The organism is Methanohalophilus levihalophilus (assembly GCF_017874375.1).
Taxonomy (GTDB): Archaea; Halobacteriota; Methanosarcinia; order Methanosarcinales; family Methanosarcinaceae; genus Methanohalophilus; species Methanohalophilus levihalophilus.
The window spans coordinates 442,817-466,221 of the sequence record NZ_JAGGLK010000002.1; the positions used below are offsets into that span (position 1 = coordinate 442,817).

Annotated in this window: 28 protein-coding genes, 2 tRNA genes and 2 pseudogenes; 19 read left to right on the plus strand and 13 right to left on the minus strand. The window is 42.0% G+C overall.

Annotation, left to right across the window (positions count from 1 at the left end):
• Nucleotides 1–2: 2 nt before the first annotated feature.
• The gene (locus tag J2755_RS05960; RefSeq protein WP_342591059.1) at nt 3–599 is read right to left on the minus strand and encodes a methyltransferase family protein; all 597 of its coding nucleotides are present in this window, start codon (nt 597–599) and stop codon (nt 3–5) included.
• 167 nt (nt 600–766) lie between these two features.
• Here J2755_RS05960 and J2755_RS05965 point away from each other — a divergent pair, with 167 nt between their 5' ends.
• The 3 genes from J2755_RS05965 to J2755_RS05970 all read left to right on the plus strand — a co-directional run bounded on the left by J2755_RS05965 (nt 767) and on the right by J2755_RS05970 (nt 2,929).
• Complete coding sequence (locus tag J2755_RS05965) at nt 767–1,888, plus strand: hypothetical protein (protein ID WP_209680913.1); 1,122 nt, start codon at nt 767–769, stop codon at nt 1,886–1,888.
• Between the two features lie 326 nt (nt 1,889–2,214).
• Nucleotides 2,215–2,343, plus strand: coding sequence for a hypothetical protein (locus tag J2755_RS11455; RefSeq protein WP_280954381.1), 129 nt, complete (start codon nt 2,215–2,217; stop codon nt 2,341–2,343).
• A gap of 193 nt (nt 2,344–2,536) precedes the next feature.
• Nucleotides 2,537–2,929, plus strand: coding sequence for a DUF2283 domain-containing protein (locus J2755_RS05970; RefSeq protein ID WP_209680914.1), 393 nt, complete (start codon nt 2,537–2,539; stop codon nt 2,927–2,929).
• A 221-nt stretch (nt 2,930–3,150) separates the two neighbouring features.
• Here J2755_RS05970 and ilvD read toward each other — a convergent pair whose 3' ends face one another.
• Nucleotides 3,151–4,812, minus strand: coding sequence for a dihydroxy-acid dehydratase (ilvD, locus tag J2755_RS05975; RefSeq protein WP_209680915.1), 1,662 nt, complete (start codon nt 4,810–4,812; stop codon nt 3,151–3,153).
• Between the two features lie 100 nt (nt 4,813–4,912).
• On the opposite strand from ilvD, the gene J2755_RS05980 reads away from it, so the two are divergent.
• Nucleotides 4,913–5,296, plus strand: a complete 384-nt coding sequence (locus J2755_RS05980) for a nuclear transport factor 2 family protein (protein ID WP_209680916.1) — start codon at nt 4,913–4,915, stop codon at nt 5,294–5,296.
• A gap of 271 nt (nt 5,297–5,567) precedes the next feature.
• A complete protein-coding gene (locus J2755_RS05985) occupies nt 5,568–7,256 on the plus strand; it encodes a radical SAM protein (protein ID WP_209680918.1) in 1,689 nt (562 codons plus the stop codon).
• 5 nt (nt 7,257–7,261) lie between these two features.
• Here the strand turns inward: J2755_RS05985 and J2755_RS05990 are convergent, their stop codons facing one another.
• The 4 genes from J2755_RS05990 to J2755_RS06005 all read right to left on the minus strand — a co-directional run bounded on the left by J2755_RS05990 (nt 7,262) and on the right by J2755_RS06005 (nt 10,506).
• Nucleotides 7,262–8,422: a nucleotidyltransferase family protein gene (locus J2755_RS05990; protein WP_209680920.1), complete on the minus strand. Its 1,161-nt coding sequence runs from the start codon at nt 8,420–8,422 to the stop codon at nt 7,262–7,264.
• Nucleotides 8,423–8,461: 39 nt separating this feature from the next.
• On the minus strand, nt 8,462–8,854 hold the full coding sequence (locus J2755_RS05995; RefSeq protein ID WP_209680922.1) for an OB-fold nucleic acid binding domain-containing protein: 393 nt from the start codon (nt 8,852–8,854) through the stop codon (nt 8,462–8,464).
• Nucleotides 8,855–8,893: 39 nt separating this feature from the next.
• Nucleotides 8,894–9,466, minus strand: a complete 573-nt coding sequence (locus J2755_RS06000; RefSeq protein WP_209680924.1) for a hypothetical protein — start codon at nt 9,464–9,466, stop codon at nt 8,894–8,896.
• 137 nt (nt 9,467–9,603) lie between these two features.
• A complete protein-coding gene (locus J2755_RS06005) occupies nt 9,604–10,506 on the minus strand; it encodes a Fic family protein (protein ID WP_342591060.1) in 903 nt (300 codons plus the stop codon).
• 129 nt (nt 10,507–10,635) lie between these two features.
• On the opposite strand from J2755_RS06005, the gene J2755_RS06010 reads away from it, so the two are divergent.
• The 3 genes and pseudogenes from J2755_RS06010 to J2755_RS06020 all read left to right on the plus strand — a co-directional run bounded on the left by J2755_RS06010 (nt 10,636) and on the right by J2755_RS06020 (nt 11,556).
• Nucleotides 10,636–10,812, plus strand: a complete 177-nt coding sequence (locus J2755_RS06010; RefSeq protein ID WP_245312731.1) for a type II toxin-antitoxin system HicB family antitoxin — start codon at nt 10,636–10,638, stop codon at nt 10,810–10,812.
• A gap of 82 nt (nt 10,813–10,894) precedes the next feature.
• A pseudogene (locus J2755_RS11590) lies at nt 10,895–11,023 on the plus strand (type II toxin-antitoxin system HicA family toxin); the annotation flags it as partial.
• A 98-nt stretch (nt 11,024–11,121) separates the two neighbouring features.
• Nucleotides 11,122–11,556 carry a flavodoxin domain-containing protein gene (locus J2755_RS06020; protein WP_209680928.1) on the plus strand — a complete coding sequence of 145 codons (435 nt, stop codon included), beginning with the start codon at nt 11,122–11,124 and terminating at the stop codon, nt 11,554–11,556.
• Nucleotides 11,557–11,670: 114 nt separating this feature from the next.
• Here the strand turns inward: J2755_RS06020 and J2755_RS06025 are convergent, their stop codons facing one another.
• Nucleotides 11,671–12,378 carry a hypothetical protein gene (locus tag J2755_RS06025; RefSeq protein WP_245312733.1) on the minus strand — a complete coding sequence of 236 codons (708 nt, stop codon included), beginning with the start codon at nt 12,376–12,378 and terminating at the stop codon, nt 11,671–11,673.
• A 137-nt stretch (nt 12,379–12,515) separates the two neighbouring features.
• Nucleotides 12,516–12,587: transfer RNA gene (locus J2755_RS06030), tRNA-Ala, on the minus strand.
• 159 nt (nt 12,588–12,746) lie between these two features.
• On the opposite strand from J2755_RS06030, the gene J2755_RS06035 reads away from it, so the two are divergent.
• The 4 genes from J2755_RS06035 to J2755_RS06050 all read left to right on the plus strand — a co-directional run bounded on the left by J2755_RS06035 (nt 12,747) and on the right by J2755_RS06050 (nt 14,975).
• Nucleotides 12,747–12,823 (plus strand) — tRNA-Ile (locus J2755_RS06035).
• A gap of 130 nt (nt 12,824–12,953) precedes the next feature.
• Complete coding sequence (locus J2755_RS06040) at nt 12,954–13,331, plus strand: transcriptional regulator (protein ID WP_245312735.1); 378 nt, start codon at nt 12,954–12,956, stop codon at nt 13,329–13,331.
• A 181-nt stretch (nt 13,332–13,512) separates the two neighbouring features.
• Nucleotides 13,513–14,754: a 3-isopropylmalate dehydratase large subunit gene (locus tag J2755_RS06045; RefSeq protein ID WP_209680930.1), complete on the plus strand. Its 1,242-nt coding sequence runs from the start codon at nt 13,513–13,515 to the stop codon at nt 14,752–14,754.
• 14 nt (nt 14,755–14,768) lie between these two features.
• Nucleotides 14,769–14,975 carry a hypothetical protein gene (locus J2755_RS06050; RefSeq protein ID WP_209680932.1) on the plus strand — a complete coding sequence of 69 codons (207 nt, stop codon included), beginning with the start codon at nt 14,769–14,771 and terminating at the stop codon, nt 14,973–14,975.
• Here J2755_RS06050 and J2755_RS06055 read toward each other — a convergent pair.
• A complete protein-coding gene (locus J2755_RS06055) occupies nt 14,967–15,164 on the minus strand; it encodes a hypothetical protein (protein WP_209680934.1) in 198 nt (65 codons plus the stop codon). The two genes, J2755_RS06050 and J2755_RS06055, sit on opposite strands and share 9 nt — an antisense overlap.
• Nucleotides 15,165–15,356: 192 nt before the next feature.
• On the opposite strand from J2755_RS06055, the gene J2755_RS06060 reads away from it, so the two are divergent.
• Together J2755_RS06060 and J2755_RS06065 are read left to right on the plus strand one after the other, a co-directional pair.
• Entirely contained in the window at nt 15,357–16,544 is a 1,188-nt protein-coding gene (locus tag J2755_RS06060; protein ID WP_209680936.1) for an NAD(P)/FAD-dependent oxidoreductase, read from the plus strand.
• A gap of 10 nt (nt 16,545–16,554) precedes the next feature.
• Nucleotides 16,555–16,920: a DUF1641 domain-containing protein gene (locus J2755_RS06065; protein WP_209680938.1), complete on the plus strand. Its 366-nt coding sequence runs from the start codon at nt 16,555–16,557 to the stop codon at nt 16,918–16,920.
• 58 nt (nt 16,921–16,978) lie between these two features.
• Here J2755_RS06065 and J2755_RS11345 read toward each other — a convergent pair.
• Nucleotides 16,979–17,914 (minus strand): annotated as a pseudogene (locus tag J2755_RS11345) (DNA adenine methylase).
• An 86-nt stretch (nt 17,915–18,000) separates the two neighbouring features.
• Entirely contained in the window at nt 18,001–18,480 is a 480-nt protein-coding gene (locus tag J2755_RS06080) for a GyrI-like domain-containing protein (RefSeq protein ID WP_280954382.1), read from the minus strand.
• Between the two features lie 232 nt (nt 18,481–18,712).
• On the opposite strand from J2755_RS06080, the gene J2755_RS06085 reads away from it, so the two are divergent.
• From J2755_RS06085 to J2755_RS06105, 5 genes are all read left to right on the plus strand, one after another.
• Complete coding sequence (locus tag J2755_RS06085) at nt 18,713–19,024, plus strand: GNAT family N-acetyltransferase (protein ID WP_209680953.1); 312 nt, start codon at nt 18,713–18,715, stop codon at nt 19,022–19,024.
• 51 nt (nt 19,025–19,075) lie between these two features.
• Nucleotides 19,076–19,306, plus strand: coding sequence for a hypothetical protein (locus J2755_RS06090; RefSeq protein ID WP_209680955.1), 231 nt, complete (start codon nt 19,076–19,078; stop codon nt 19,304–19,306).
• 404 nt (nt 19,307–19,710) lie between these two features.
• A complete protein-coding gene (locus J2755_RS06095) occupies nt 19,711–20,061 on the plus strand; it encodes a winged helix-turn-helix domain-containing protein (protein ID WP_245312737.1) in 351 nt (116 codons plus the stop codon).
• Nucleotides 20,054–20,320, plus strand: coding sequence for a carboxymuconolactone decarboxylase family protein (locus J2755_RS06100; protein ID WP_209680957.1), 267 nt, complete (start codon nt 20,054–20,056; stop codon nt 20,318–20,320). The genes J2755_RS06095 and J2755_RS06100 overlap by 8 nt, the downstream gene beginning before the upstream one ends.
• 68 nt (nt 20,321–20,388) lie before the next feature.
• Entirely contained in the window at nt 20,389–21,009 is a 621-nt protein-coding gene (locus J2755_RS06105; RefSeq protein ID WP_209680959.1) for a GbsR/MarR family transcriptional regulator, read from the plus strand.
• A gap of 1,069 nt (nt 21,010–22,078) precedes the next feature.
• On the opposite strand, the gene J2755_RS06110 is transcribed toward J2755_RS06105, so the two are convergent.
• Together J2755_RS06110 and J2755_RS06115 are read right to left on the minus strand one after the other, a co-directional pair.
• On the minus strand, nt 22,079–22,771 hold the full coding sequence (locus J2755_RS06110) for a hypothetical protein (RefSeq protein ID WP_209680961.1): 693 nt from the start codon (nt 22,769–22,771) through the stop codon (nt 22,079–22,081).
• A 20-nt stretch (nt 22,772–22,791) separates the two neighbouring features.
• Complete coding sequence (locus tag J2755_RS06115; RefSeq protein ID WP_209680963.1) at nt 22,792–23,196, minus strand: hypothetical protein; 405 nt, start codon at nt 23,194–23,196, stop codon at nt 22,792–22,794.
• Nucleotides 23,197–23,405 lie beyond the last annotated feature (209 nt).

The window sequence follows — 23,405 nt, forward strand, 5'->3', positions numbered from 1 at the left end:
TGTTAATTTCCGAAGGTCGGAATTATCCGCCTTACTCTTTTCTGGTAATCCCGGTACTCGTCACCAAACTGCGATACCAGCCTCATTTCCGTGTGCACTGATCCAAATATCAGGTACACGGTGGTTACAAGGAACAGTGCAAGCAAGTTGGTGGTCATGAAGGGGGTAAACCAGATTATCATCAGACCCGAGAGCAGGAAGGGGTCCCGTATCCACTTGTAAACCCCTACCACATCCATGTGCCCCGCATCCGGCGTGCCGGGTGAGGCAAGCTGCCCCCGAAACTCAAAGCGATTGCGGGCATCCATCAAAGCCCTTGCCCCGATGTACGCACCAATGAGCTGCACCCCGACCATCAGCCAGCGCCACGGGGATTCCACAACGTAGAGATACGGCCCCGGATTGTTGTAGAGCAGGTAGGCCAGCGGTGAGAGGATTATCACCGTGACGATGTTGTAGATGTGCCTGTAATATTTGTCAGCCTTTACCCCCACTACACGCCGTACCATGCGCTTGAAAGGCAGGCTCGCCATGATGCTGTGGATGACTGCAAATGCTATTAAAACGAAGATGATTATTGACAATACCAACTGTTCCACTCCCTCTCTTTATTTTGGCGGGCGGGGTATTTGTGGTTTTTGGGGATCGGGTGTGAAATGTTCGTTGCAAAAATACCATTGTAAATAAGTTCTGAGTATAACTGAAAAAGTTATTTAAGGTATTGGATTTTATTGTTCTTTTTTACCAAAATACTGGGGGAATTATTTTGCAAGAGAAAATCGTAACAGAAGGCTTAGATGAGATAGGACAAGTATTTTTGAATCGCCTTATTAACTCGATTGAAGTAAAAGAGATACTTGCAAAAGATTATGGAGTTGAATACGACCCTGTTAAGATTTTTGGTGCGAAATCAAATACAAAAAGACTCGTTTTACAAAAGCTATCTCCTGATTATATCGACTATGAAACCAAAAGTGAATCTGAGAAAAAATGGTTAAATTCAGTACATCAAGGAGCCATACAGGCACTTTATAGAGCAAATTTAGAAATTTTTAAAATAGACGATATATTTGGCTCTGACATTCCAAATGAACGAGAAATATTGTGGGATTCTTATTTGGAAAGAGAAGTTGCAATCATCCCAGATACATCTTCATTGATGGATGGCTTAATTACCAGACTAATTGAAGATGAAGATTTTGATGAAGACAATACAGACCTATTTTTTTATCTGTCTCCAACTGTAATCAAAGAATTACAGAAACATGCAATGGGGAGGCAAAAGCAGCTAAAAGGCAATGAAAATGGAAATGAAGAACGATTGAAAAAGTTTGCTGATGAAAAAAGAAAAGCAAGAATTGCTTTGAGGACACTTGCAGAATTAGTCGAGTATAGAGACCAGAGAAAACTAAGAATAAAAATGATTGAAACCGATGAAGGAAAGAATGAAGTTGCAGATTGGAACATATTGCAGGAAGCTAAATCTTTGAAAATTGATATGCCAAAATATTTTGTAACAAATGACTTGATTCAAAGTTCTCTAGCTGATTTACTTGGCTTAAAAACGAAATATATGTATCCAATTCATCGACTAAAATTTGACGAAGTATCCATTGAGGGTCAGGAGGAAGTTGGTAAAGCACTGTATGATTTGGTTCTACAATTTGGAGAAATCATTATCTTAACAGGCGATGAAAATGTGAAATTTACTCTACAATCCGATTGGCCAAATAAGATGTCTCCTTCATGGGTAAGGAAACTTTTATTCATCACAATTGACTCTGAGGACGAAGATTTTCTCGACAATTTTACTAAGACAATTAATCGAAATAGAAGTGCTTATGAAGAGATCGGCAGTTTTGATCCAAGATTGGACAGAATTGTCTAATCAAAAAATTTTATGCGAATTTGTTTAGTTGAGGATGCGACACAGGAGTCTCGAATCAAAAAAAGAAAGCAAAATCAGGGATTAATCCCTGATAGCGCCTTTGTTGGCTGAGCTAACTGTCAGCCTGTAACGTGCGAGATAGCCCTTGACCTGTTTGACAAGGGGCTTGAAGTCCTTGCTTCTTTCGCTCGTCCGTCCAGTTCTTCAAAAATAAGTTCAACAAGCAAAATAAAAAATTATTTAATGTATTGGACTTTATTTTGTCTGCATTCGGTAGTACATGGGGTTGAGCCGGCATAGGTATGTGCCGGTTTGAAGTGATCTTTATGGATGAATTTGATATTGAAGCAATTCTGCCTTTTTTGCGAAGTCTGGATAAAGAGGACATAACTCCCACAAAGCATTTCCAGATAAGGCACGATTCCAGAAATACAAGTTCACATTTTCCTGATTAGGGATGCATTTGCGAAATACTGACAAACAGGAAAGCGGTTGGCGTCATAGATCAGGGGAATGAAAAGTTTAAAGTATATTATCGATTAAACTCCAAATACGATCTGATTGTGGTTTTCGCTGTCAAATCCAGCAGGACAAGGATTGTGCTGGTAACTGCTTTCTTACAGCAGGCAACAAGGAGGGAGAAATGAAATGGATGTGAATAGCACTCACAGGAAAGAGGAATCATGGGACTATGATTTTGTAAACGATAGTTTCTTTTCATATCCCAAAGAGGTTCCTGAAGGAGTGGAATATGTTACATCTATCGACTTCGATGGAATCATACTTGATGTCGGATCGGACAATTCCGTACTGGGAGTTGAGATTCTGGATATATCAAAGAAGTTGAACGTTCCCAAAAGCAATATCCAGCATCCTGCAAATATGAAAATTGAAATCGACGTTTCTAAGGAAACAATTGAAGTCAAACTGAGTTTTGCCCTTATTATGCGTAACAAACCAATTACCAGAACGGCTTTAGCATCCGGAGCCAATGATCTTAACCTGGCTGTGGCATCTCAGGTACGAGCTGTTACTGCCTGAGTCATTTTTTTGTTTTTGGCTCAGGTTTTCTTTCAGGTTCTAAATTCTTTAGAAGTGAACAGATGCAGGTTCATCTGTAGAAATTCTCATATGAATACATTATGAAACCACAGAGAACACGGAGTTCACAGAGAAGGTGAAGATCCTGTGTGAATTCTGTGGTTAATATGTGAAGTACAGCTTTTCTAAAAATCACAAAAAAAGAAAGCAAAATCAGGGACTCAATCCCTGATAGCGCCTTTGTTGGCTGAGCTTACTGTCAGCCTGTAACGTGCGAGATAGCCCTTAACCTGTTTGACAAGTGGCTTGAAGTCCTTGCTTCTTTCCTCGAATTCTTCGTCGGAGATTGCAAGGTCCAGTTTTCTTCCGGGGATATCAATCTCGATGATGTCGCCTTCCTCGACCAGTCCGATAGGGCCTCCTTCGATGGCTTCAGGGGAAATGTGGCCGATACATGGTCCGCGTGTACCGCCTGAGAACCTGCCGTCGGTTACAAGGGCAACGGAATCCGCAAGTCCCATGCCTGCGATTGCCGAGGTTGGTGAGAGCATCTCACGCATACCGGGGCCTCCCTTTGGTCCCTCGTAGCGGATAACCACAACGTCGCCGGGTACGATTCTCTCTGCAAGGATGGCCTCCATGGCATCTTCCTCGCTTTCGAAAACCCTTGCAGGCCCGCTGTGCTTGAGCATCTTCGGGTCCACTGCGGACTGCTTGATAACCGCTCCGTCCGGTGCAAGAGTGCCCTTGAGTACTGCGATTCCGCCTTCCTCATGCAGCGGGTTCTCAAGGGTTGCGATAACGTTCTTATTGGTCTCCGGATTGACAATGACAAATGCATCAAGGTTTTCCCCGATGGTTTTTCCGGTGACTGTCTTCTCATTAAGGTTAAGCTTTGGTTTGAGACGCTGCAGGATCGCCTGCACGCCACCCGCACGGTCGAAATCCAGCATGTGCTTGTCGCCGCCCGGTCTCAGGTTAATCAGGTGCGGAGTGGTCTTGCTGAGCTCATCGAAGGTCTCAAGGGTCAGCTCAAGGCCGAAAGCGTGTGCAATTGCCGGCAGGTGAAGGGTAGTGTTTGTACTTCCACCGATTGCCATGTCAACCATGATGGCATTCTCGAGGGATTTGTCGGTAACGATTTCCCTTGAAGTCGTACCTTCCTTGACAAGCCCGACAATTCTCTCACCGGACGCTTTTGCAATGTGAATCTTCCTTGCATCCACAGCATGACCGGTTGCACAGCCCGGAAGGCTCAGTCCAAGGGCCTCGCTCATGCATGCCATGGTGTTGGCAGTAAACATTCCGGCACAGGAGCCTGCACCTGCACAGGAAACATCCTCCAGTATCTTAAGATCCGCGGCAGTTGCCTTGCCTGTTCTCTTCTCCCCGATTCCCTCAAAAACGGAAACCAGATCACGTGGTTCATCATCTGCATATCCGGGGAGCATAGGTCCTCCGGTAACCACGATAGTCGGAAGATCAAGTCTTCCGGCTGCCATAATATGGCCAGGTGTAATCTTGTCACAGGCAGTAATCATAACCATCCCGTCAAGCTGATGGCCTTCAATCATAAGTTCAATGGAATCCTCGATTGCTTCACGGCTTGGGAGGGAATACTTCATCCCTGCATGTCCCATTGCAATACCGTCACAGATTCCAATTGTGTTAAATTCAAAAGGAACTCCCCCGGCATTCCTGATGCCGTCTTTGACCGCTCGTGCTATTTTGTCAAGGTGGATATGTCCGGGAACAATCTCTGTCCAGGAGTTCACTACAGCGATGAACGGCTTGTCCATCTCAGAGTCTGTAACACCGGTAGCCTTCAGGAGAGACCTGTTCGGTGCTCTCTCATCACCTTTTTTGATCATGTCACTTCTCATATGATAACCTCAAAAAACTCCACGACGTAATATCCTATACGATTAAACTATAAGTACGCTATGACAAATTATTTTCTTACCAATGGGAGGTACGGAAAACATGGCAATTGATCTGGAAACAAACAAGGAAAATGCAATCGCATTTTACAGGACAGCATACATGGGAAATCCAATGGAAGCCGTAGAAAAATATGTCGGTGACGACTACATCCAGCATAACCCTCTGGTGGGGAACGGCAAAGAGGCATTTATCGAATATTTCAAACAAATGGCAAAAGAATATCCCGATAAAAGTATTGAATTTGTCCGTGCGGTTGCAGAAGGCAATCTGGTATCGCTTCACACGCATCAAATCTGGCCGGATGATGAGGAATACGTAACCATGGATTTCTTCAGGTTTGACGACAATGGCAAGATTGTGGAACACTGGGACGCAGTACAGCAAATACCGGAAACTACCAAGAATGGAAATACCATGTACTGAAACAACTTTTCAACTAACACAGAAACTGTCTGTTCGCTCTCCATATTATTTCTGAAATTGGATGCCATTATATAGTTAGAAATAGCTGATTTTCACCGTACTATGTACATCACTATAAACCACAGAGAGCACAGAGTTCGCAGAGTATTACACTTTCTTTGTGCTCTCTGTGTCCTCTGTGGTTTTATTTATTCATGTTTGTTCTCACGAGGATTTCTAGAGTCTGATTTTCAGGAGATTTATTTATAGTGAATCCCCAGTTCTATTCCTTATGAGAACTGTGATCGTAGACGGCTATGTTGACGAGCCGGCCTGTTTCGGTGTACCCCCCTACATTTCACCATACATTCGCTATATCGCTGGGGCACTGGTGGAATCCGGGCAAAAGACTGACGACATATTCTACTTCACAATCGACCAGCTACGTCTTCCCGGTTCATCGGATTTCTCAGTCATCAGGGAAGCCGATCTTGTAATCATACTGGCCGGTATGACGGTTCCCGGCAAGTATCTCCGGTCAACGCCAATAACTCCTTCTGAAATTGATTATCTTTGCAAGAACTCAAAGGGAATCAAAATTCTGGGAGGACCTGTCCGGCTTGGCTACAGCAAGGAAGGCGGCCAGAAAGCTACAGGTCTCACCCTTCAGGACAACACATACCTTGCTTCCGGGGACATTGAAGCCTTTGTCAGCGATCTGTTTGATGAATCCGGAAAACTTGTCTCTCCCGATTCAATTGACTCAAGATTCAGGACAACCGACGAAATTGCAAAATGGTCTCAAAAAGGGGCATTCATAATTGAGCAACATCCTGATTTTCCCAATGTCATGTGTGAAATGGAAACTTACAGGGGTTGTGGCAGGGATGTCCACTGCACTTTCTGCACCGAAAGCTCCTACGGAAGTTCGGATTACAGGAACGTCAGGGATGTAATCTCAGAAGTCGAACAACTTTATTCCTTCGGTGCAAGATTCTTCAGAATCGGCAGGCAACCTGACCTCTTTTCCTACCAGTCAATGGACATTGGCGATTCAGTCAGGAAACCGGATGTTGAAGCACTGAAATTGCTTTACAGTGGCATCAGGTCAGTTGCACCTGATCTTAAAGTATTGCACATGGACAATGCCAACCCTCTCACAATTGCAACCTATCCGGACGAATGTCGGGAAATCATGAAAACCATCGTGAAATATCACACCAGTGGTGACATTGCGGCAATGGGTATGGAAAGTGCTGACCCTGCGGTAATCAAGGCTAACAATCTGAAAGCATATCCGGATCAGGTTTTCGAAGCCATCAAAATTATGAATGAAATCGGGGCAAAGCGAGGTTCTTCCGGTTTACCCGAACTGCTTCCCGGCCTTAATTTCGTCCACGGGCTTCCCGGCGAAAGTAAGAATACCTTCAAGCTGAACTACGATTTCCTGAAAAACGTGTTGTACAGCGACCTGCTGCTGCGCAGGATAAACATCAGGCAGGTGATGGCATTCCCTTCAACCCCTCTGGAAAATATGGAGCTTCCCTCATATCCGAAACAGTTTTCAAAATACAGGGAAAAAGTCCGTAAGGAAATTGATCTGCCGATGCTCAGGAAAGTCGTACCAAAAGGAACAGTTCTGAAAGATATCCTGTGCGAAGTTGTGAATGAAGGAAAGGGAAGTTTCTGGACTTCAGGAAGGCAGATGGGGACTTATCCCCTCCTGATACAGATTCCCGAAAAACTACCTCTCTGGCAGTTTCTCGATGTGATGGTTACAGGCCATGGTTTCCGTTCAATTGCCGGGGTTCCGTATCCCCTTGACATCAATACTGCATCCGGCAGACTGATGAAAGAAGCCGGGATTCTGCCCTCTGAAATAGCTGCAATCCTGAGGCTCCGACCTTTCAAAAACAAGGTCGATGCAATGGAAAAAGTTCCCGGAATCTCCGGGAAGAAATCATTTGTTACGGTTTTGTAATTGATTCACTTGTAGTCAGGGTTAAAAAGTGTTTCCTGCACCTTGGCTCCACTTTTAATCGCAACTTCAGGCCAGATCTTCACGTCTGAATGGACCGTAACATCATTTCCGATGTTCACACGGGGTCCGATTACAGTCCCGTTTTCCAGGCTGCAATTCTGGCCGACAACAGTATTGCTGTCAATTACCGATCCTGAAACATTACAGTTCTTACCGATGGTAACATCACTGTAAATGTACGAGGATAATATCCTGCATCCGTCTTTTATTACACAGTTGGCAGCGATTGTGGTGTATGGGCCTATGAGTACATTGTCTCCTATGGTAGTGTTTTCCCCGAGAACTACAGGGCCCACAACCGCACTGTTGGAACCAATCACCACATTATTGCTAATCTTAAGAGGGCCGACAATACGTGCATTCTTGGCATTGAAATGTCCTTCAATTGAAGTTCCGGGCATGGTTTCAAGCATCCAGCGCTGGGCCTGCCGGTAAGCCTGTGGGTTGCCCACATCGGTCCAGTGGCCTCTCACCAGAAGCCCGTTAATCCGGATATTTTCCTCAAGGAATTTCGGGAACAGGTCCTTTGCAAAGTCAAACTGTTTTCCTTCAGGAATCCAGTCAAAAATTTCAGGCTGGCACATATAGATACCAGTACTGGCGAGGTTGCTGAATATCTCACCAGGCCCGGGTTTTTCAAGAAATCGACTGATTCGGTTACAAACATCCATGTCAGCGATACCAAATTCCCTTGGATCGTCAATGGAGAGTAATCCTATGGTTATCATTGCATTATTGCTCTCGTGGAAGCGAAACATGTTCCGGAGTTCCAGATCCATTACGTGATCCCCGCCGACAACTATGAACGGTTCACCTTTCAGGTATTTTTCGGCGTTTTTCACACCGCCTGCAGTACCAAGTTTCTCGTCTTCGTAAACGTAGTCTATGTGTACCCCGAACATACTGCCGTCGCCGAGTTGCTCCTCAATTTTCTCGGCCATATATCCCACAGTGATTACGATATCGTTAAAACCTTCTTTTGATAGGTGTTCTATAAGGTGAACAAGTGAAGGTTTGTTGGTAATAGGAATATTTGGTTTTGGTCTGTCAAAAGTTAAGGGCCTGAGACGTGTCCCCTCCCCGCCGCACATTATACAGGCTTTCATGTTTTTGATGATGTTTGTAATTCTTTAAAATAATACCGATCAAGTGTTTTGAAGGAGAATAATATCGTTTTTATTTTCGAGTATAATTTCTTTTTCTCCCTTGTATTCATCCAGTTTCCCGGTAATTTGCAGCACATCTCCCTCATTTATAATATTATCAATTTCCCCGGCACCGGCGTTTTCTGGAACAAATACTTTGATTAACCACGAATCGTAATCAACTGTCAGGATAAGGTGTTCTCCTGTTCTTGTAAGTGCTTTTTCGTAAACAACACCTTCGATGGTTACGACAGTTCCAATTTCGGTTTCTTCAGAAAGTAATTGCCCTGTTTTTCCATTGATTGAATTGGGATAAATTGTGAGATAAGCAGTCATCAGGGAAAGCACTGCCATGAGGAGGAGAATCACTACGATCTTTTCTTCTTTTTCCAAATTATCGCCTTAGGGATACTTATAGATGTTAAACCACAATCAGTTTAAATTTTCAATGGTTTCTTCGATTAATTCCTCAATGTCGTCAAAATCCCCTGATTGAACTGTATTTAGTATGATTGCATAGCTGTATATTCTCCAAAACCAGAAGAAAATGAGGAATATTTCTACTACAAAAAAACTCTGTGTGAGGTGTAATCTTGAATAATTCCAAATAACGAGATCATTTGGATTGGATGTTGTGTACAGTCCAAAGAGAAAAACAATTAGCAAACCAGACAATACAAATTTTCCTATTTTATATATCATCTTTTCATCTGATAGGAGCTTAGAAATGGCTTCATCTTTCTGCTGCCAATCATCAGTGTAATCCATTATTATTTCTAATGATTCCTCTTCACTTCCGACATCTGGTGTTTTGCAAAAATCTTTAATATCTTCGAATAGCTCAAGCGCTCGATCCCTTCGGTAGTCCTTTAGATTTTTCTTAAAGTTCTGGATTTTATCATTTAAATCTCTTTGAAGAAAAATGACCCATATAGTTGCCAATGAAGGCACTAAAATAGCCGTTAGCGTTAGTATCTCCTTTGCTTCTAATGCGTAAAGTGCCATGTATTCAATAAAACATCTGCGATATATCTAGTTTTCTAGTTATTAACATTGGGCAACAGGCATTTTTAATTCAATAGTTGTTTTGCTCTGGATGATGCTAGATAGAAGGTGTCCACTTTATTTCGATTAGCAGGTGGTCACCTGTCCAGCCCTTTAGAATATTGATTGACTAAAAACTCGAGGGTGTTTTCCAGATTGTCTTCCTGTGAGTATAGGCGAAGGCACTCGTAATACTCGCCTCTGTCTTCGAGGAGTATGTTTATGGGCGGATATCCCCTTTGCAGCAGGGCGTAGTTTAAAAGCAGCCTTCCAACCCTGCCGTTACCGTCTTCAAATGGGTGGATATATTCAAACTGGTTATGCAGGAGTGCTGCAAGCAGCAACGGTTTCATTTCCTCCCTGTTTTCCCGATACCAGGAGGTTAGCTCATTGAGCTCTCTTTCAATTTCACCGCTTGGGATTCCCTGATGCACAATGTTTCCCCGGCCATCCCGGATGATAACTTCCACATCCCGCAGCTTGCCTGCAAAATCCTTGCTCCCCTTAAAACACATTTCATGGAGTTTGAGTATGAGTGAAAGTGACAATTCCTCATCCGTCTGCCTGATGTAGTCTACGGCTTCAGCAACACCTATAGACTCCAGCTCATCCCCTGTGCGGGCTCGGGAGTTGTCTTCAAGGATGTCATGAACTTCGCTGAAGGAGACAGTTGAGCCTTCAATTGCATTTGTATTGTAAACAAAGGTTTCAGTGAACGCTTTCCATTGCAGGGGGTCGAGATGTTCTATGTGGATGTCACTGTCGTATTCATTGAGTTTGAGAATTTCTTTTTTCGTAAGGGAGAACTTAAGCAGGTCTTTCCGGCTATCCAGTTCCTCAAGAATGGATTCTTCCGCCTTCTCTCTGCGTGCCTTGATTTCAGTGTCACTAAGATTCAGGCCGAGATAGCGGCGAATCTTCCTGGTTTTCCCCCTGACTTTGTAGGAGTGGGTAAGATAGAACTTGGTATTATCTTTCTGTTTTCGCTTCTCTATGTACACATCAATAAATAGGTGTCCACCTTTCATGTAGGTTTTGGTGGTCACCTTTAGGAACTAAATCTCAAAACCTGAAATAACAATAAAGCGAAGTGGTAACTATGCAGTATACTATAACTCTTGAAAAGTCCGATGAAGGGGGGGTACTCGGCTCATTGTCTTGAACTTCCAGCTGCAATTAGTGAAGGGGATACCAGGGAAGAGGCGCTTGAGAATATCAAGGAAGCCATTGAGCTTGTACTTGAGGTGACAAAGGAGCAGGCGCAGGTATTAGGCGAAATTGAAAAGGTGGATGTAGCAAGTGCCTAAACTGCCTTCAACGACCGGTCAGAAAATCATTAAGACTCTCACGAAGATGGGGTTTGTTGTAGTAAGGTAAAGAGGCAGTCATGTATTTCTACAGCGCGGAACTGATACGGTAACATTTCCATTGCATGATCCGGTTAAAAAAGCCACATTGAAAAGCATACTCAAACAGAGCAATGTTGCTTTGGAGGAGTTTTTGCAGCATTTGAAGTGATTTGGGACACGATTGGACTTCCCCACCTCGCCTCTGGCAAAAGGCTTAAACCTCCTGAAATCAGATCTTTTTATACACAAGTTTGGAGAGTGGAAACAATGCCAAAACTCGCAGTAGTATACCTGAGTACTCAGGGAAGCACCAAAATGATGGCTGAAGCAATCGCGGAAGGTGCAAGGGAAAGACATGTTGAAGTGAGTGTTGATAATTTCTTTGAGTGGGATCCTGAAGAGGCTGCGTCTGCAGATGGGATTGCCGTCGGTTCTTCCACTTTTAACTATACAATGCATCCTCCTATTGCGAAGTTTATCGATAAGATGATAGATGCCGGTGTGGAAGGAAAGGTGGGTGCAGCATTCGGTTCTTATGGCTGGAGCGGCGAAGCGCCGGTTCATATTGCAAAGAAACTCCGTGAAGCCGGTATGGATGTTATTGATCCGGTTCTGAGAATCCAGTATATTCCGAATGAAAAAGATCTTCTGGAATGCAACAGACTTGGCAAGGATCTGGCTGAAAAGCTGAAAAAGAAGTGAGACTGCGTTTTAAGGATGAATGCAGTCTAACTTGCAATTACAACCTGTTCTAATATCAAGGTCTTAAAAAAGAGAATGCTCCTTTTCCAGGGAGCATTTTTCATATATTCTCTCTTATTCTTCCACGGAATCAAATGTAGTTGGGAAATCGCCTTCAAAATTTAAGTTGCCATCAACAACTTCGAGTTCATCGATCTGGAGTCCCGGCATCTTTGCAAGATGATCGTTTATCAGATTCTCCAGCTCTTCCTCTGCCTGCTCTGCAGTTCCTCCGGGGAGGGGAAGGAGACCAACCTTTGCATCATCTATCTCAATATTAATGCTGGAATCACTGGCCTTCTCAAAAGTTCCGGATGCATAGACCGGACCCTTGAAATCATATCCCAGATCTGCAAGATCAACATATGCTGCCATTTCGGCCTGATTATCTGTTCCGAGCTTCACCTGTATATCCTTTAGCGGACCTTCGTTGTTGGTAGCCTGCAGGTAAGAGCTCAACTGGGAACTCGTGAGACTCAAATCCATGGGTGCAGCATCTGAATACAGGATTTCACTGGTTAAAGTGAAATCGGAAATTTCGTCATTGAGGACTATTCCCTGATCTTCTAGCATCTCATCAAACAAAGCATAGTCGATTTCAACTCCAAGATCCCTCGCCTCATCGGTTCCAAGCAGGCTGGTTAATACTGGGACATGTATCATTCCGGATGCGGCAACGACTGTCAGAAGTCCTATTATGATAACAGCCCCGATCACTGCAATTGCCTGGATGCCTGCAATAGCATCCTTGTTATTTCTCAATTTAAAGTTAAAGGAAAACATAGCCATACCTCGGCAATAACAAAGCATTTCAAACTTTTAAAAGTATTGTAGTGATTTGAATCCTTGAAATATTACTTTTAATTTTTGGAAATCCGTTACTGCTATGGCAGTTGAATATTTCAAAAAAGATTTTGATGTGGACCGGTCGGGAATTGAACCCGAGGCCTCTACCATGCCAAGGTAGCGATCTACCCCTGATCTACCGGCCCAAAAGGACACATCACACTTGTAATCATCAAAGATAAACTTATCGATAATCGGGACTCTCTTTTATCTGGAAAAATGTACTGTGGAAAGGGGATAAGCGAAATATTAAAGTAGTTGGATGTTTATCTGGTAGCTCGCGCGATGTTAAATCGTGACTGATTGGGCCCGTAGCTTAGCTAGGTGGAGCGCACGGCTGATAACCGTGAGGTCCTGCGTTCGAATCGCAGCGGGCCCACCAAGTTTTCTCTTTTTTGTTTCACTACAATATGGCAATTTCATTTTAATATTCAGAGGCAAATATTATATATATCTTCTAAAATATATAAGCTGACTAAGTGAATTTAGATTCGGATTTTAGTGGTGATCTAATGAATGAAGCAGCTGTTCCCGGTATGAGTGAAAGAGAGATGGAGATCGCCAATCTTCTCAGGAGATTAAACTTATCGAAACCTATTGCAAGAACTCTTGCATGCCTTTCATGTGATGATGAAATCACTTCAAGGGATATTGAAATGAAATCCAGGCTAAGGCAACCTGAGGTTAGTATTGCAATGAACTACTTGCGTAAGAAACGTGGGTGGATACTCTGTGAAGAGGTTAAGAAAAACGAGGGTAAAGGCCGCCCGGTTAAACTTTACCGCCTTGCGCTTCCTCTTGGAGACATTGTAGATACCCTTGAGCGTGAAATAGTTGAAGAGAACGAGATGCTTATGGAAAACATCGTTCGTCTTAAATCATATTCCTGATATGGTTGTTGTTTTTTGAACTTTTTGCCAGATGGCAGCATCTGGCTACAACTTCTTTTTTTAAGTTTTAATTTCCCGTTTCAAAAAGAAGTAATACTATGACGTGTATTTTTGTGCACAATACCTATACGGGGTAAAAACGTATCATTCTATCATATCAATCGTAGACAGGTGTTTTATTTTGAGTACCATCAGTGAGAAGATATTCAGCAGGGCATCGGGAAGGGACGCAAAAGCCAATGATTTTGTTATGGCTGATATCGATTACGCAATGGCCCATGACGGGACAAGCATACTTGCAGTAAGGGCTTTCAGACAGATGGAAGTGGACAAAGTCTGGAATCCTGACAGGATTGTAATTCCCTTTGACCACCTTGCGCCTGCAAACAGTGATACAACTGCTGCTCTACAGAAAGATATCCGGGGTTGGATACATGAGCAGGGTATCAGAAATTTCTACGACATAGGCAATGGTATCTGCCATCAGGTTTTGCCGGAGCATGGTTTTGCAATGCCCGGGAAGCTGATTGTTGGGGCTGATTCACATTCATGTACCTATGGTGCTTTCGGTGCTTTCGGGACCGGTGTGGGGGCCACCGATATGGCTGAGATTTTCGCTTCAGGCAGGCTCTGGTTCAAAGTTCCTGAATCAATAAAAGTGACTGCTAATAGCAAGCTTGGAAAGCATGTCTATGCAAAAGATCTGACTCTCAAAATTATAGGTACGGTGGGCGCACCGGGTGCTACTTACAAGGCAGTGGAGTTCTATGGAAGCGCAATTGAAGATCTTTCAATGTCCGGACGCATGACCCTTTCAAATATGGCCATTGAAATGGGCGCTAAGGCCGGCATTGTTCCGCCGGATAAAACTACTTTTGATTACCTTGAAGGAAGGGCTGTGGAAGATTTCGAGCCGGTTTATTCGGATGAAGATACAGAATATTTCGCAGAGTATGAGATTGATGCCTCCGCTCTTGAACCGCAGATTGCAAAACCGCATGAGGTTGACAATGTTTGTGGTGTTTCCGAAGTTGTGGGTACAAAGGTGGATCAGGTGTTTATCGGAACCTGTACCAACGGCAGGCTTGAGGATCTTGAGGCAGCAGCAAATGTCCTGAAGGGTGAACAGGTGGCTGTCAGGACAATCATCATCCCGGCTTCAAAGACAATCATGCAGGAAGCCGTGGAGAACGGCACAATTGCGACTCTTCTGGAAGCGGGTGCTACATTTGCGACACCAGGTTGCGGTCCGTGCCTGGGTGGTCATATGGGTGTCATTGCTGAAGGTGAAGTTTGCATTTCTACTGCAAACAGGAACTTCCGCGGCAGGATGGGCGTGGGAGGTTACATTTACCTTGCTTCTCCTGCAACTGCAGCGGCATCCGCAATTACAGGTGAGATAAGCGATCCTCGTGAATTGTAATTAGGGGGCTAATAATGACAGAAGAAATCAGTAGGGATAAGATCCAGCATTTGCTGGGTCACTGGATCGAACACAATCAGAGCCACAATGAGAGCTTTGAGCAGTGGGCTGAAAGATTAAAGGAAGCCGACTTTTCTGAAGTTGCAGATGCAATACTTGAAGCTTCGGAAAAAATGGAAGAGTGCACATCCTTGCTTGAAAAAGCAAGGGATTTACTCTGAATTCCTGTATAGGCGGTCGTATACAAGACCGCCTGCAAAATAGCCTGCAAGCCCGATTATAAGGGTTCCGGGCAGGTACACTGGCGTGAAGTTCCCGCTCAGGTAAAGCCATGCATTTCCTAATATCAGGTATGCAAGCAGGAATGAAGCTAGGCTTATTAACTGGAATTTGTTTTTTTCTATTGCCATATCGGCCACAGGTTTACATATTTTTCAGGCAGGTATAATTATGCATTCATTCTTTTAAATTATCTGCCCTCCAACGAAAGGTTCACACCGTTACGGAAATTAAATAGTTTGTCAGGTCAGTACTTCTTTTTAACTTATATACAACTGGCATTTTAGATCAGTACCGGGATAATATGACAACTGGTGATTTCCATGACGGATAAAATCTTGATTCTGGGTGCCGGCTATGCCGGTGCGGTAGTTGCAAATAAGTTAGCACGCGAGTTCAGGCGCAGTATAGCAAAAGGAGATGTTGAGATTACAGTACTTGACAAGAGTGAAATGGCTGTAAACCAGGGCGGATTTACGTTCCTTCCATTTAGCTTATACACTCCTGAAGATCTAATCAGATCCAAGCGGGAACTACTGAGTCCGCGGGTCAATCTCAAATTGGGTTCAGAAGGCGAGGTTACTTCTATTGATCTGGATAAACAACAGGTAGAAGTTAAAGGCGGAAGTACTTATAACTATGATTATCTCGTGATTGCTCTTGGTGCAAGGGCTGATGTCAACGGGGTTGAAGGCCTTACGGACGACTTGAATACATTTTATACTTCGGTTGAAGATTCCCTCAAACTGGGAGAAAAAATACGGAATTTTGACGGTAACAGGATTGTGGTGTCGGTTTCAAGGATGCCAATTCCATGCCCCGGTGCACCTGTGAAATTCTCTTTCCTGCTGGACAGCTATTTCAAAAATGTTTTGAAGAGAGATGATGTAACTATCAGTCTTTTCTGGCCAATGGAACCGATAGGTCCTCCTGAATTTAACAAAATGGTTACAGGTAAGTTTGAAGAAAAAGGAATTGAAGTATTCCGCAACTTCAAACTTGGCAAGGTGGATGCTTCCAACAAGGTTATTGAGTCCACCGAAGGCGAGAAGGAAAAATACGATCTTCTGGTAACTGTACCTCCGCACAAAGTCCAACAGGTTATTCTTGATTCCGGTCTCAGCGATGAATCCGGGTGGATTCCCTTTGACAAATCAACTTTGCAGTATCGGGGAAGTGCCGGTAATCACGACAACGTGTATGTCCTTGGGGATACTGGTCCCATGGATGTCCTGAAAACAGGAATAGGAGCTCATTACCAGGCGATGGTTGTGGCACACAATCTTGCCAACGATATTAACGGGAATGGTATCAAGGTTTCCTATAACGGGGAGACGGGTTGCCCCATTATTACGGATATGGCTGCTCCGTCAAAGGATGGGAAAGCATACATTGCCACATGGAGCTACAATCTGCCGCCGGATGAGTTTGATACGACAAAACTTGGGTGGTATATGTATCGTATGTATTACTATATCCATTGGGATGCGAGCATAAAAGCAATTCTGTGAGATGATTTTGATGACAGTTGAAAGTGAAATAACAAATGCTGGAATATCTGCTTCAGATGTTGAATCTGTGGTTGATGTTGTCAGAACTATGCGCATAATGCAGGACTACCTCAACGATGAAACAATCCACGGCGTTGCAGGAATAATGAACCCAATGCTGAAACTGGTGAATAGTATTGCAAGCACGGATCTTGTTGATGTGCTGGAAAGAGGCTTGCAAGATCCTGATCTTGATCGTGCTCTTATCTCACCTCCAAGGGTTGGCCTGTACGGATTGATTAAGGAGATGGGTGATGAAGATCTCCAGAAGGGGATCGGTATAGCTCTTGAACTCCTGAAAGCTCTCGGACGAGCTTCCGAAGAAGTTGGAAAGTAATGCGTATATTTTTCCTCCGGGCAGGATTACCCCTGCCCCCCTCTCTTGAGGGTTGATATTATTTCGGAGTTTTTGGAACCGATGGGTAATTTGTAACAATAATCTCACGCACAGGTCCGCGCTTGTGAGCTTTTGAATTAATGCTTCTTCGGGCTAACACACGCTCGATGTTATATCCTTTGTACATTTCATCAAAGAAATGATCCTTTGGATTCTCATTTTTCGGATCGGAATTGCTGAGCATAAGCTTTGCTCCCTTTGAATCCATACTCCTGTAGAACCCTGCCAGACGATGCTGTTCATTATCATTGAACGAATTCTTTGAGTATGATGTAAAAGTAGATGTCCTGTTTAATGGCCTATATGGTGGGTCCAGATACACGAAGCTTTTCTAATCAGCCAGAGGTTCACAGATTGTAAAGTCTCCCCTGTGAATTTCTGTGTTCTGAAGTGTTTCAGATACTCTTTCCAGGTTTGCAGCATCTAATATTTTTGGATTTTTATATCTTCCAAACGGGACATTGAAGTACCCCTTCGAATTTACCCGGAACAATCCATTGTAGCATGTCCGGTTCAGGAAAATAAGCTTTGAAGCCCTTTCAATCCATTTTCTGGAGTATTTTTCGTAGTTGAAAGAGTCCTTATCTTCATTCAACTCAGTGCGGATTTCATAGTAGAAATTCTCTTTTTCCTGCCCCTCAGTTCCTGAATATGCTATCTGGAGCGAATCCAGCTTATCGACTAATTTGTCAACATCATTTTTAATTGAAGAATAGGCCACAATAAGCTCTTCATTAACATCGCATATATGTGCCTCTTCAAAATCAAATTTGTTCATTACATGGAAGAAAACAGCCCCTCCCCCAACAAATGGTTCGATGTATCTCTGAATTTTCCCACTTTCAATCTCAGGGGGAAAGCGTTTGTCGAATTCTCCGAGAAGTTGTTTTTTCCCGCCAGCCCATTTCAGGAAAGGTCTTGCACTGATTTCCATAATTACGCTAAGTTAATTTCGTATATTTTTCAGTTCAATAAAAGTCTGTTTTTTGTGAGTTTGAAATGTCTTTTCGTTTTCCAAAATTACTTACTCTTTATTGGTATGCATAACTCTTCTTCAGATTCTGGTTCTTCATTTTTGTACTTCTCCCCCATTATTGCAAAATAGGGTTTTTCATCTAGCAGGAACTCAGAGTTTGGCAACCATTCTTCGAGAATATATTGATAGGTTTTTGGGACAGAACTTGCTGGTCCTTTGTGCAGGAAAACTGCATAAAGTCCTTTTTTGGATACAATGTTTTCCATTCCATTTGGAATATGATCAAAGTCTGTCACTTCGATAGCCGCCCATTTTTCGAAAGTTGCATCAGGACTAAAATTGCTAAAAAATGATTTGGGATAAACCTCAATTGAGTAGATATTCTTTCCAATTGTGTTTAGAATTTCCTTCCGTCTTGGCATAAAATTTGTCCAGAGCTCGTACGTCCTGTTTTCAGAAAATGACATTGTTAACCTTTTTCCAATGAATTTCCTTTCAGGCAACGTTTCGATTCTGGTATCCATAGAATAAAGTTACAGGCTAAGATTATAAATAATTCTTTTTTGAAGCGGATAGAAAAGAACCATTTTGACTAAATTCGGGCCTGAGGGTTTGATAACATCCTTGTTGTGCTTTTTAATGAGTGGAGAGAGTGCACTGTAGGTTTGAATTACATTGCTTGTAGGTGAGTGAATGCCAACACATATATACCACCAATCAAAAAGTTCCGGTTATCTTCCGGTGAGGTTTTGAAACATGGTTAATTCTGGCATGACTCTCAGTGAAAAAATGGCCAGATGTAAGGAAGCGATTGAGGCTGCAAGAGAAATATGTGTGCATCCGTCATTGTTGCAGTATCTCAATGACTGCAGGTTTGCGCTGGCTTCAAAGCGTTTTTCAGGTGGGTCTTCAGTAGCATATGCCTATGAAGCAGAAGATGCTGTGTACATCCTGCTGATTTTCAGCCGTATCAAGCACAGGGGTGACGGGAGCAGGCTCATCAAGTGTATTATCGAATATGCAAGAGAAATGGGTTATGATAAAATCTACGTAACAACTTCTCCGTAGTCTCCTTTTAGTTATCCTGCCGGACAATTTTATGTTTCATGTGGGTTCCAGATGATTGGCTCTGATGAGCTGCAAACTTATTACCGACTGGATGTTAAAAGTGCTCCTTTCAATGAGTGTAGCGACCCTGAGTCAGTCCCCTTAAGTTCTTCATACGGTTTGCAGGACTATTTTATTATTGGTGCATCAATGCTCAATGTTCTTTTTTTCCCTCAACGCAATGAGCCTCATGTTGTGGGAAGACTCAGGAAAGCAATACTGAAAAAGGAAAAAAGAAAGTGATTGAGGGTATGTTTTCCTCTAGCATACCCTCGCCCCATTACGTACCCCACGCTCCACCAAATCAGCCGGAAGTCCCCCGATTTCCGGCGCTAAAGGGTTGAAAGCTTGATTTAAGGCTTCCCAATCCCCAATAACTATAGGTAAGTTTAGAATATAACCCAAATGGTGTGGTATATTTTAAAGTGACTAAAATTTATAATGTAATTTTTAGTAAAGGAATTGAATAAAAGAATAATAGCTCTTCAGTGGCCGAAATTGGACTATGTGGAGGGATACATGTTCTATCAACTCTTTTTTGCCAATTCCAATCTTCCAAAAGGATTAAGTAAAATTGGAACTTTCTGTAATTTCAGAAAGTTAAAATTATTATGTGCTTTAAGTTAGATTTTATATGGAGGAATGCAATGATGGCTGAAAATGGTTCTTCAGAGAACAAAGAAGAGTGGATCAAAAGAATAGAAGCAGAAGGGCGGGCAAAGAGTAATCCGACTGAGGATCATGATGTTGGACTCAAAACACTTCAAAATCCAATCCGAAGGAATCTTGCAAGATTGCTGAGTACTGGGCCTCTAAGTCTGGATTTTATCCAGAATGAGTTGGATCTAAGTAAATCGGAAGCTAAATTCCATATAGATATGCTTGAGAATGCACTCTATGTCGATAAAGTAGCAATTGATGGGCAGACAATCTATCAATTATCGCCTCGAGGGGCTGGTTTTCTTAAAAATGTTAGGGTAGGTGGAAAAAATGAATGATTCTGAATCCATTGCTGAACAAATTGGTTTTGTTGACCTCAAAAAGAACATAATGGCAGATGGAGCAATAGATCGGAGGACAAAGAAACTTCTTGCTGTAGCAAGTGCTGTTGCAGTGGGTTGTGACAACTGCTTCGAGGCCCAAAAAGAGTTTGCCAAAAATATAGGAATTACTGATGAGGAAATTCAGGAGGCCATACAGGTAGGTGCACTGATTAGATTTGGTTCAGGGTTTAAGTACATGCGGACCTTTGACTAAGGTCCCAATACATCCTTTTGAGTGTCTTTATCTGTCAGGACTCCCATAGATTGTTTCTGAGGACACCAATGAGCGAAAAAAATGACAAAGTCGCACATATAATTCCTTCCCGAATCGGCGGGGAGGGGGCGGGCAAAGGAAGCCTTCTGGGTTATCCGACACCGGAGAAACTGAGCAAAAAACTCTCTCGCACTAAAACAACCCCTCGGGATGAGTTCCTAAATCTCATTATGCAAAACATGCTGACTCGGGGTTTTGATTCGATATCATCAAAAATTGTGGCCGTCCTTTTCATTGAACCTCGGGAAATATCCCTTGAAGAACTTTCCCAAAAGACGGGTTATAGTCTGTCCGCAGTAAGTACGGCAATGAAAGGGCTGGATGGGTTGCATGTGGTCAAACGAATAAAGAAACCCGGCTCAAGGAAGGTCTTTTTTTATCTTGATAAGAACATCATTTCTGCAGGCATCCAGATCCTGAAAACAAAGTATGAAAAGGTAATTGCCCCTTCAAAAAGGGTCTTGCCTGAAATTATTGAAAAATATAAGTTTGAAGATTCGGAAAATTCCAGAGAGGAACTGGAAATAATCCAGATGTATTATCTCCAACTCCAGAAATACGAAAAGCTCATAAAGGATTTTCTTGATGCCATGGAAGAAGTGGAAGGGGAGTTAAATCTAGGCGAATGAGTCTTTTTTAGAAAACGATAGAAATGAGCCCCGGGCGGGCTTAATGCACTCAGTGCAATGCCTACACGTTCACTGTATTACATTAAGACCTCATAGCACATATATTTAATTGCAGAATTAGTAATTGTGATTCTCAAATAGGCTTCTATTCACCAGGAAAATGCCGAGGTTGGGGGCCGGCAATATAGTTAAAAGCCTACATAGTAAAACAGGATTTTTCTTTATATATGCGTTGTGGGCTGACAAGATGATTATAAAAGTCCACAATAGAAAATTGGTTTGTACTTATATATGAGTTGTGGATTAAACAATCTGCTTGTTCCCTTCGACAAAATACAGATGCTTTCTGTCACAAAAGGTACTCTCCATTAAATGAAGAAGAATGCTGAAGCCGATAAACCATTTACTCTTAATGCTCATGTCAGGGAAAGAGTATTAGCTTGGATTTCAGAGGACCGAAAATAATTCAAACACACTAATCTCGATCTTTAAAAAAACAAAAATAATCATCTTCAAATGTACAAAATGATTAAGGCAAGTTGTCCATGTCGTCAAGAGCTTTTTGAGAAATTGAATCTAACTCTAATTGTACACTTTTGTCCTCTGATTTCAAACGATATAAGATGTTATTGTCACATACGTGACATAAAAATCTGATTGATACAATCATTTCATCTGGATTTAATAGATTTTCTAAATTAGAATTCTTTATTATTTCATCGGGGTAACATTCAACTGATCCATTAACCGTGTCTACACAAATGCTTTCCATGATGAAATGCTCTGTACTTCTACAATTGGGGCAGGAAAAAAAGTGTCGAGGAGCTTTTTCGTTGAATCCGTTAATGTCTGGCACTAGGCTCTTATCCACCGTATCACCTGCGTATGTATTGGTATTTACAAAGAAATAGTTTTCTTTTCTAAAAGATACCATAGAAATAAGAAAGGAAGCTGAATCTAGAGGAGTAGGAAGGAGTACATTTCAGGGTATTAAAAAAAGGATAGGGGAAACAGGAGAGTTGAATAGGGTTACTCCTGCTGTAAAGAGATTACTAAAGGCTAGCCCATTCTAAAAATCATCATCATCCCAACAAGCTTCATCAGCCAATTCCTGAATTTCTTTAAGCCACTTTTCGAAACCAGATTTTCTTTCTTCTATTTTCTTTTTCTTTTCTTCAGGAATACAACCCCAGCAAGTTTCATGGAGAACTTTTTTGTAATTTTTCTTACAGACTGGACATAAATTCATACCTTTATGGTGGGCAATGTGACATCTATCACACAATATTTGCACATTTTCAAAGGACATATATGAAAGCCTTTCTTTTTCAATTTCAGCATCTATAAGGCTCTTTGCATCTATTGATTTTAACCATTTGTTATACTCCTTTTTGAACACCTTTTTCTCATCTGGTGTTGGTTTTTGATAATTATATTGAATTTCTAGTTCAGACTCATCTACCTCATACTTATGCTTGCGACCTACGGGATGCCAATAAGGGTGGGATTTATGGCGATGATTGCCTGTTTCTATGGGATTCTTTTTCTGCATTGCAACAAACGAGACTCTAAACTCATTGAAAAAAGTGCTATACATTCTATTTTTTACTCTTGTTGGACTCTCAAAAAGATGTTCTGGATGATGAACGCACAGTTTTTCAGTTGAACCACATAATTCACATTTTGCATTTTTTAAAACTTGATCTCTTTTCTGCAACCATTCTTTGCTTTTCCAAGGGTTTTTGATCATATCATCACTCAACTTTTTGTTCTTACGTATTATCAAGCCCTCTTGAGAACTTCTTTTGCTGAAGACTGCATGCCGTAAAGGAATGATGTATTTATTGGCTCATCTATTCCTGGATATATTTCATTAGCAATTTTTGTTAAATTTCTGTGAAGAGTATCTTGTTCATCTGGATCGGTGACCTCAAAGTTTGCAACAAATTCAAGGTCATCTAAACTGACTTTTTTAATATTATAGAGGAGAAAATTAAACCCATTCTTAAATTCAATATCCTTTTTGGATTGAACCTCTGATATTGCTTTTTCAAATTGATCTGATGATCTCTGATTCATGTATTTTTCAATACAAATCCTCGTGATTGCGGACCAATTAACCTCTTTAAACTCATCCATTCTACTTGACAGTTCATCCGAAATTCCAACTGTTATGTTCTTAACCATGTTCTCACAGATTACTGTATATTCTGTGATAATATAAAGTTTCCTGTGTAAACTGTGAGACCTTATGAGTTTACTATTAAAACTACGTTTAAACAAAAGTAACTTTCATCATTTTTAAAATAGCAATCGGTTGCGCAAAATAACCAACCAGAATAATTAGGATTTAATTTTAAAAATTACAGAAGTACATAAATATAATAATCGCGTTT

What these genes read in the sequence shown, in the direction of transcription:
- J2755_RS11455 (WP_280954381.1), top strand. Translation starts at nt 2,215, where the DNA reads ATGGATGAATTTGATATTGAAGCAATTCTGCCTTTTTTGCGAAGTCTG.
- J2755_RS05970 (WP_209680914.1), top strand. Translation starts at nt 2,537, where the DNA reads ATGGATGTGAATAGCACTCACAGGAAAGAGGAATCATGGGACTATGAT.
- ilvD (WP_209680915.1), bottom strand. Translation starts at nt 4,812, where the DNA reads ATGAGAAGTGACATGATCAAAAAAGGTGATGAGAGAGCACCGAACAGG.
- J2755_RS05980 (WP_209680916.1), top strand. Translation starts at nt 4,913, where the DNA reads ATGGCAATTGATCTGGAAACAAACAAGGAAAATGCAATCGCATTTTAC.
- J2755_RS05985 (WP_209680918.1), top strand. Translation starts at nt 5,568, where the DNA reads ATGAGAACTGTGATCGTAGACGGCTATGTTGACGAGCCGGCCTGTTTC.
- J2755_RS05990 (WP_209680920.1), bottom strand. Translation starts at nt 8,422, where the DNA reads ATGAAAGCCTGTATAATGTGCGGCGGGGAGGGGACACGTCTCAGGCCC.
- J2755_RS06000 (WP_209680924.1), bottom strand. Translation starts at nt 9,466, where the DNA reads ATGGCACTTTACGCATTAGAAGCAAAGGAGATACTAACGCTAACGGCT.
- J2755_RS06010 (WP_245312731.1), top strand. Translation starts at nt 10,636, where the DNA reads ATGAAGGGGGGGTACTCGGCTCATTGTCTTGAACTTCCAGCTGCAATT.
- J2755_RS06020 (WP_209680928.1), top strand. Translation starts at nt 11,122, where the DNA reads ATGCCAAAACTCGCAGTAGTATACCTGAGTACTCAGGGAAGCACCAAA.
- J2755_RS06025 (WP_245312733.1), bottom strand. Translation starts at nt 12,378, where the DNA reads ATGTTTTCCTTTAACTTTAAATTGAGAAATAACAAGGATGCTATTGCA.
- J2755_RS06040 (WP_245312735.1), top strand. Translation starts at nt 12,954, where the DNA reads ATGAATGAAGCAGCTGTTCCCGGTATGAGTGAAAGAGAGATGGAGATC.
- J2755_RS06050 (WP_209680932.1), top strand. Translation starts at nt 14,769, where the DNA reads ATGACAGAAGAAATCAGTAGGGATAAGATCCAGCATTTGCTGGGTCAC.
- J2755_RS06055 (WP_209680934.1), bottom strand. Translation starts at nt 15,164, where the DNA reads ATGGCAATAGAAAAAAACAAATTCCAGTTAATAAGCCTAGCTTCATTC.
- J2755_RS06060 (WP_209680936.1), top strand. Translation starts at nt 15,357, where the DNA reads ATGACGGATAAAATCTTGATTCTGGGTGCCGGCTATGCCGGTGCGGTA.
- J2755_RS06065 (WP_209680938.1), top strand. Translation starts at nt 16,555, where the DNA reads ATGACAGTTGAAAGTGAAATAACAAATGCTGGAATATCTGCTTCAGAT.
- J2755_RS06080 (WP_280954382.1), bottom strand. Translation starts at nt 18,480, where the DNA reads ATGGATACCAGAATCGAAACGTTGCCTGAAAGGAAATTCATTGGAAAA.
- J2755_RS06085 (WP_209680953.1), top strand. Translation starts at nt 18,713, where the DNA reads ATGGTTAATTCTGGCATGACTCTCAGTGAAAAAATGGCCAGATGTAAG.
- J2755_RS06090 (WP_209680955.1), top strand. Translation starts at nt 19,076, where the DNA reads ATGATTGGCTCTGATGAGCTGCAAACTTATTACCGACTGGATGTTAAA.
- J2755_RS06095 (WP_245312737.1), top strand. Translation starts at nt 19,711, where the DNA reads ATGATGGCTGAAAATGGTTCTTCAGAGAACAAAGAAGAGTGGATCAAA.
- J2755_RS06100 (WP_209680957.1), top strand. Translation starts at nt 20,054, where the DNA reads ATGAATGATTCTGAATCCATTGCTGAACAAATTGGTTTTGTTGACCTC.
- J2755_RS06105 (WP_209680959.1), top strand. Translation starts at nt 20,389, where the DNA reads ATGAGCGAAAAAAATGACAAAGTCGCACATATAATTCCTTCCCGAATC.
- J2755_RS06115 (WP_209680963.1), bottom strand. Translation starts at nt 23,196, where the DNA reads ATGGTTAAGAACATAACAGTTGGAATTTCGGATGAACTGTCAAGTAGA.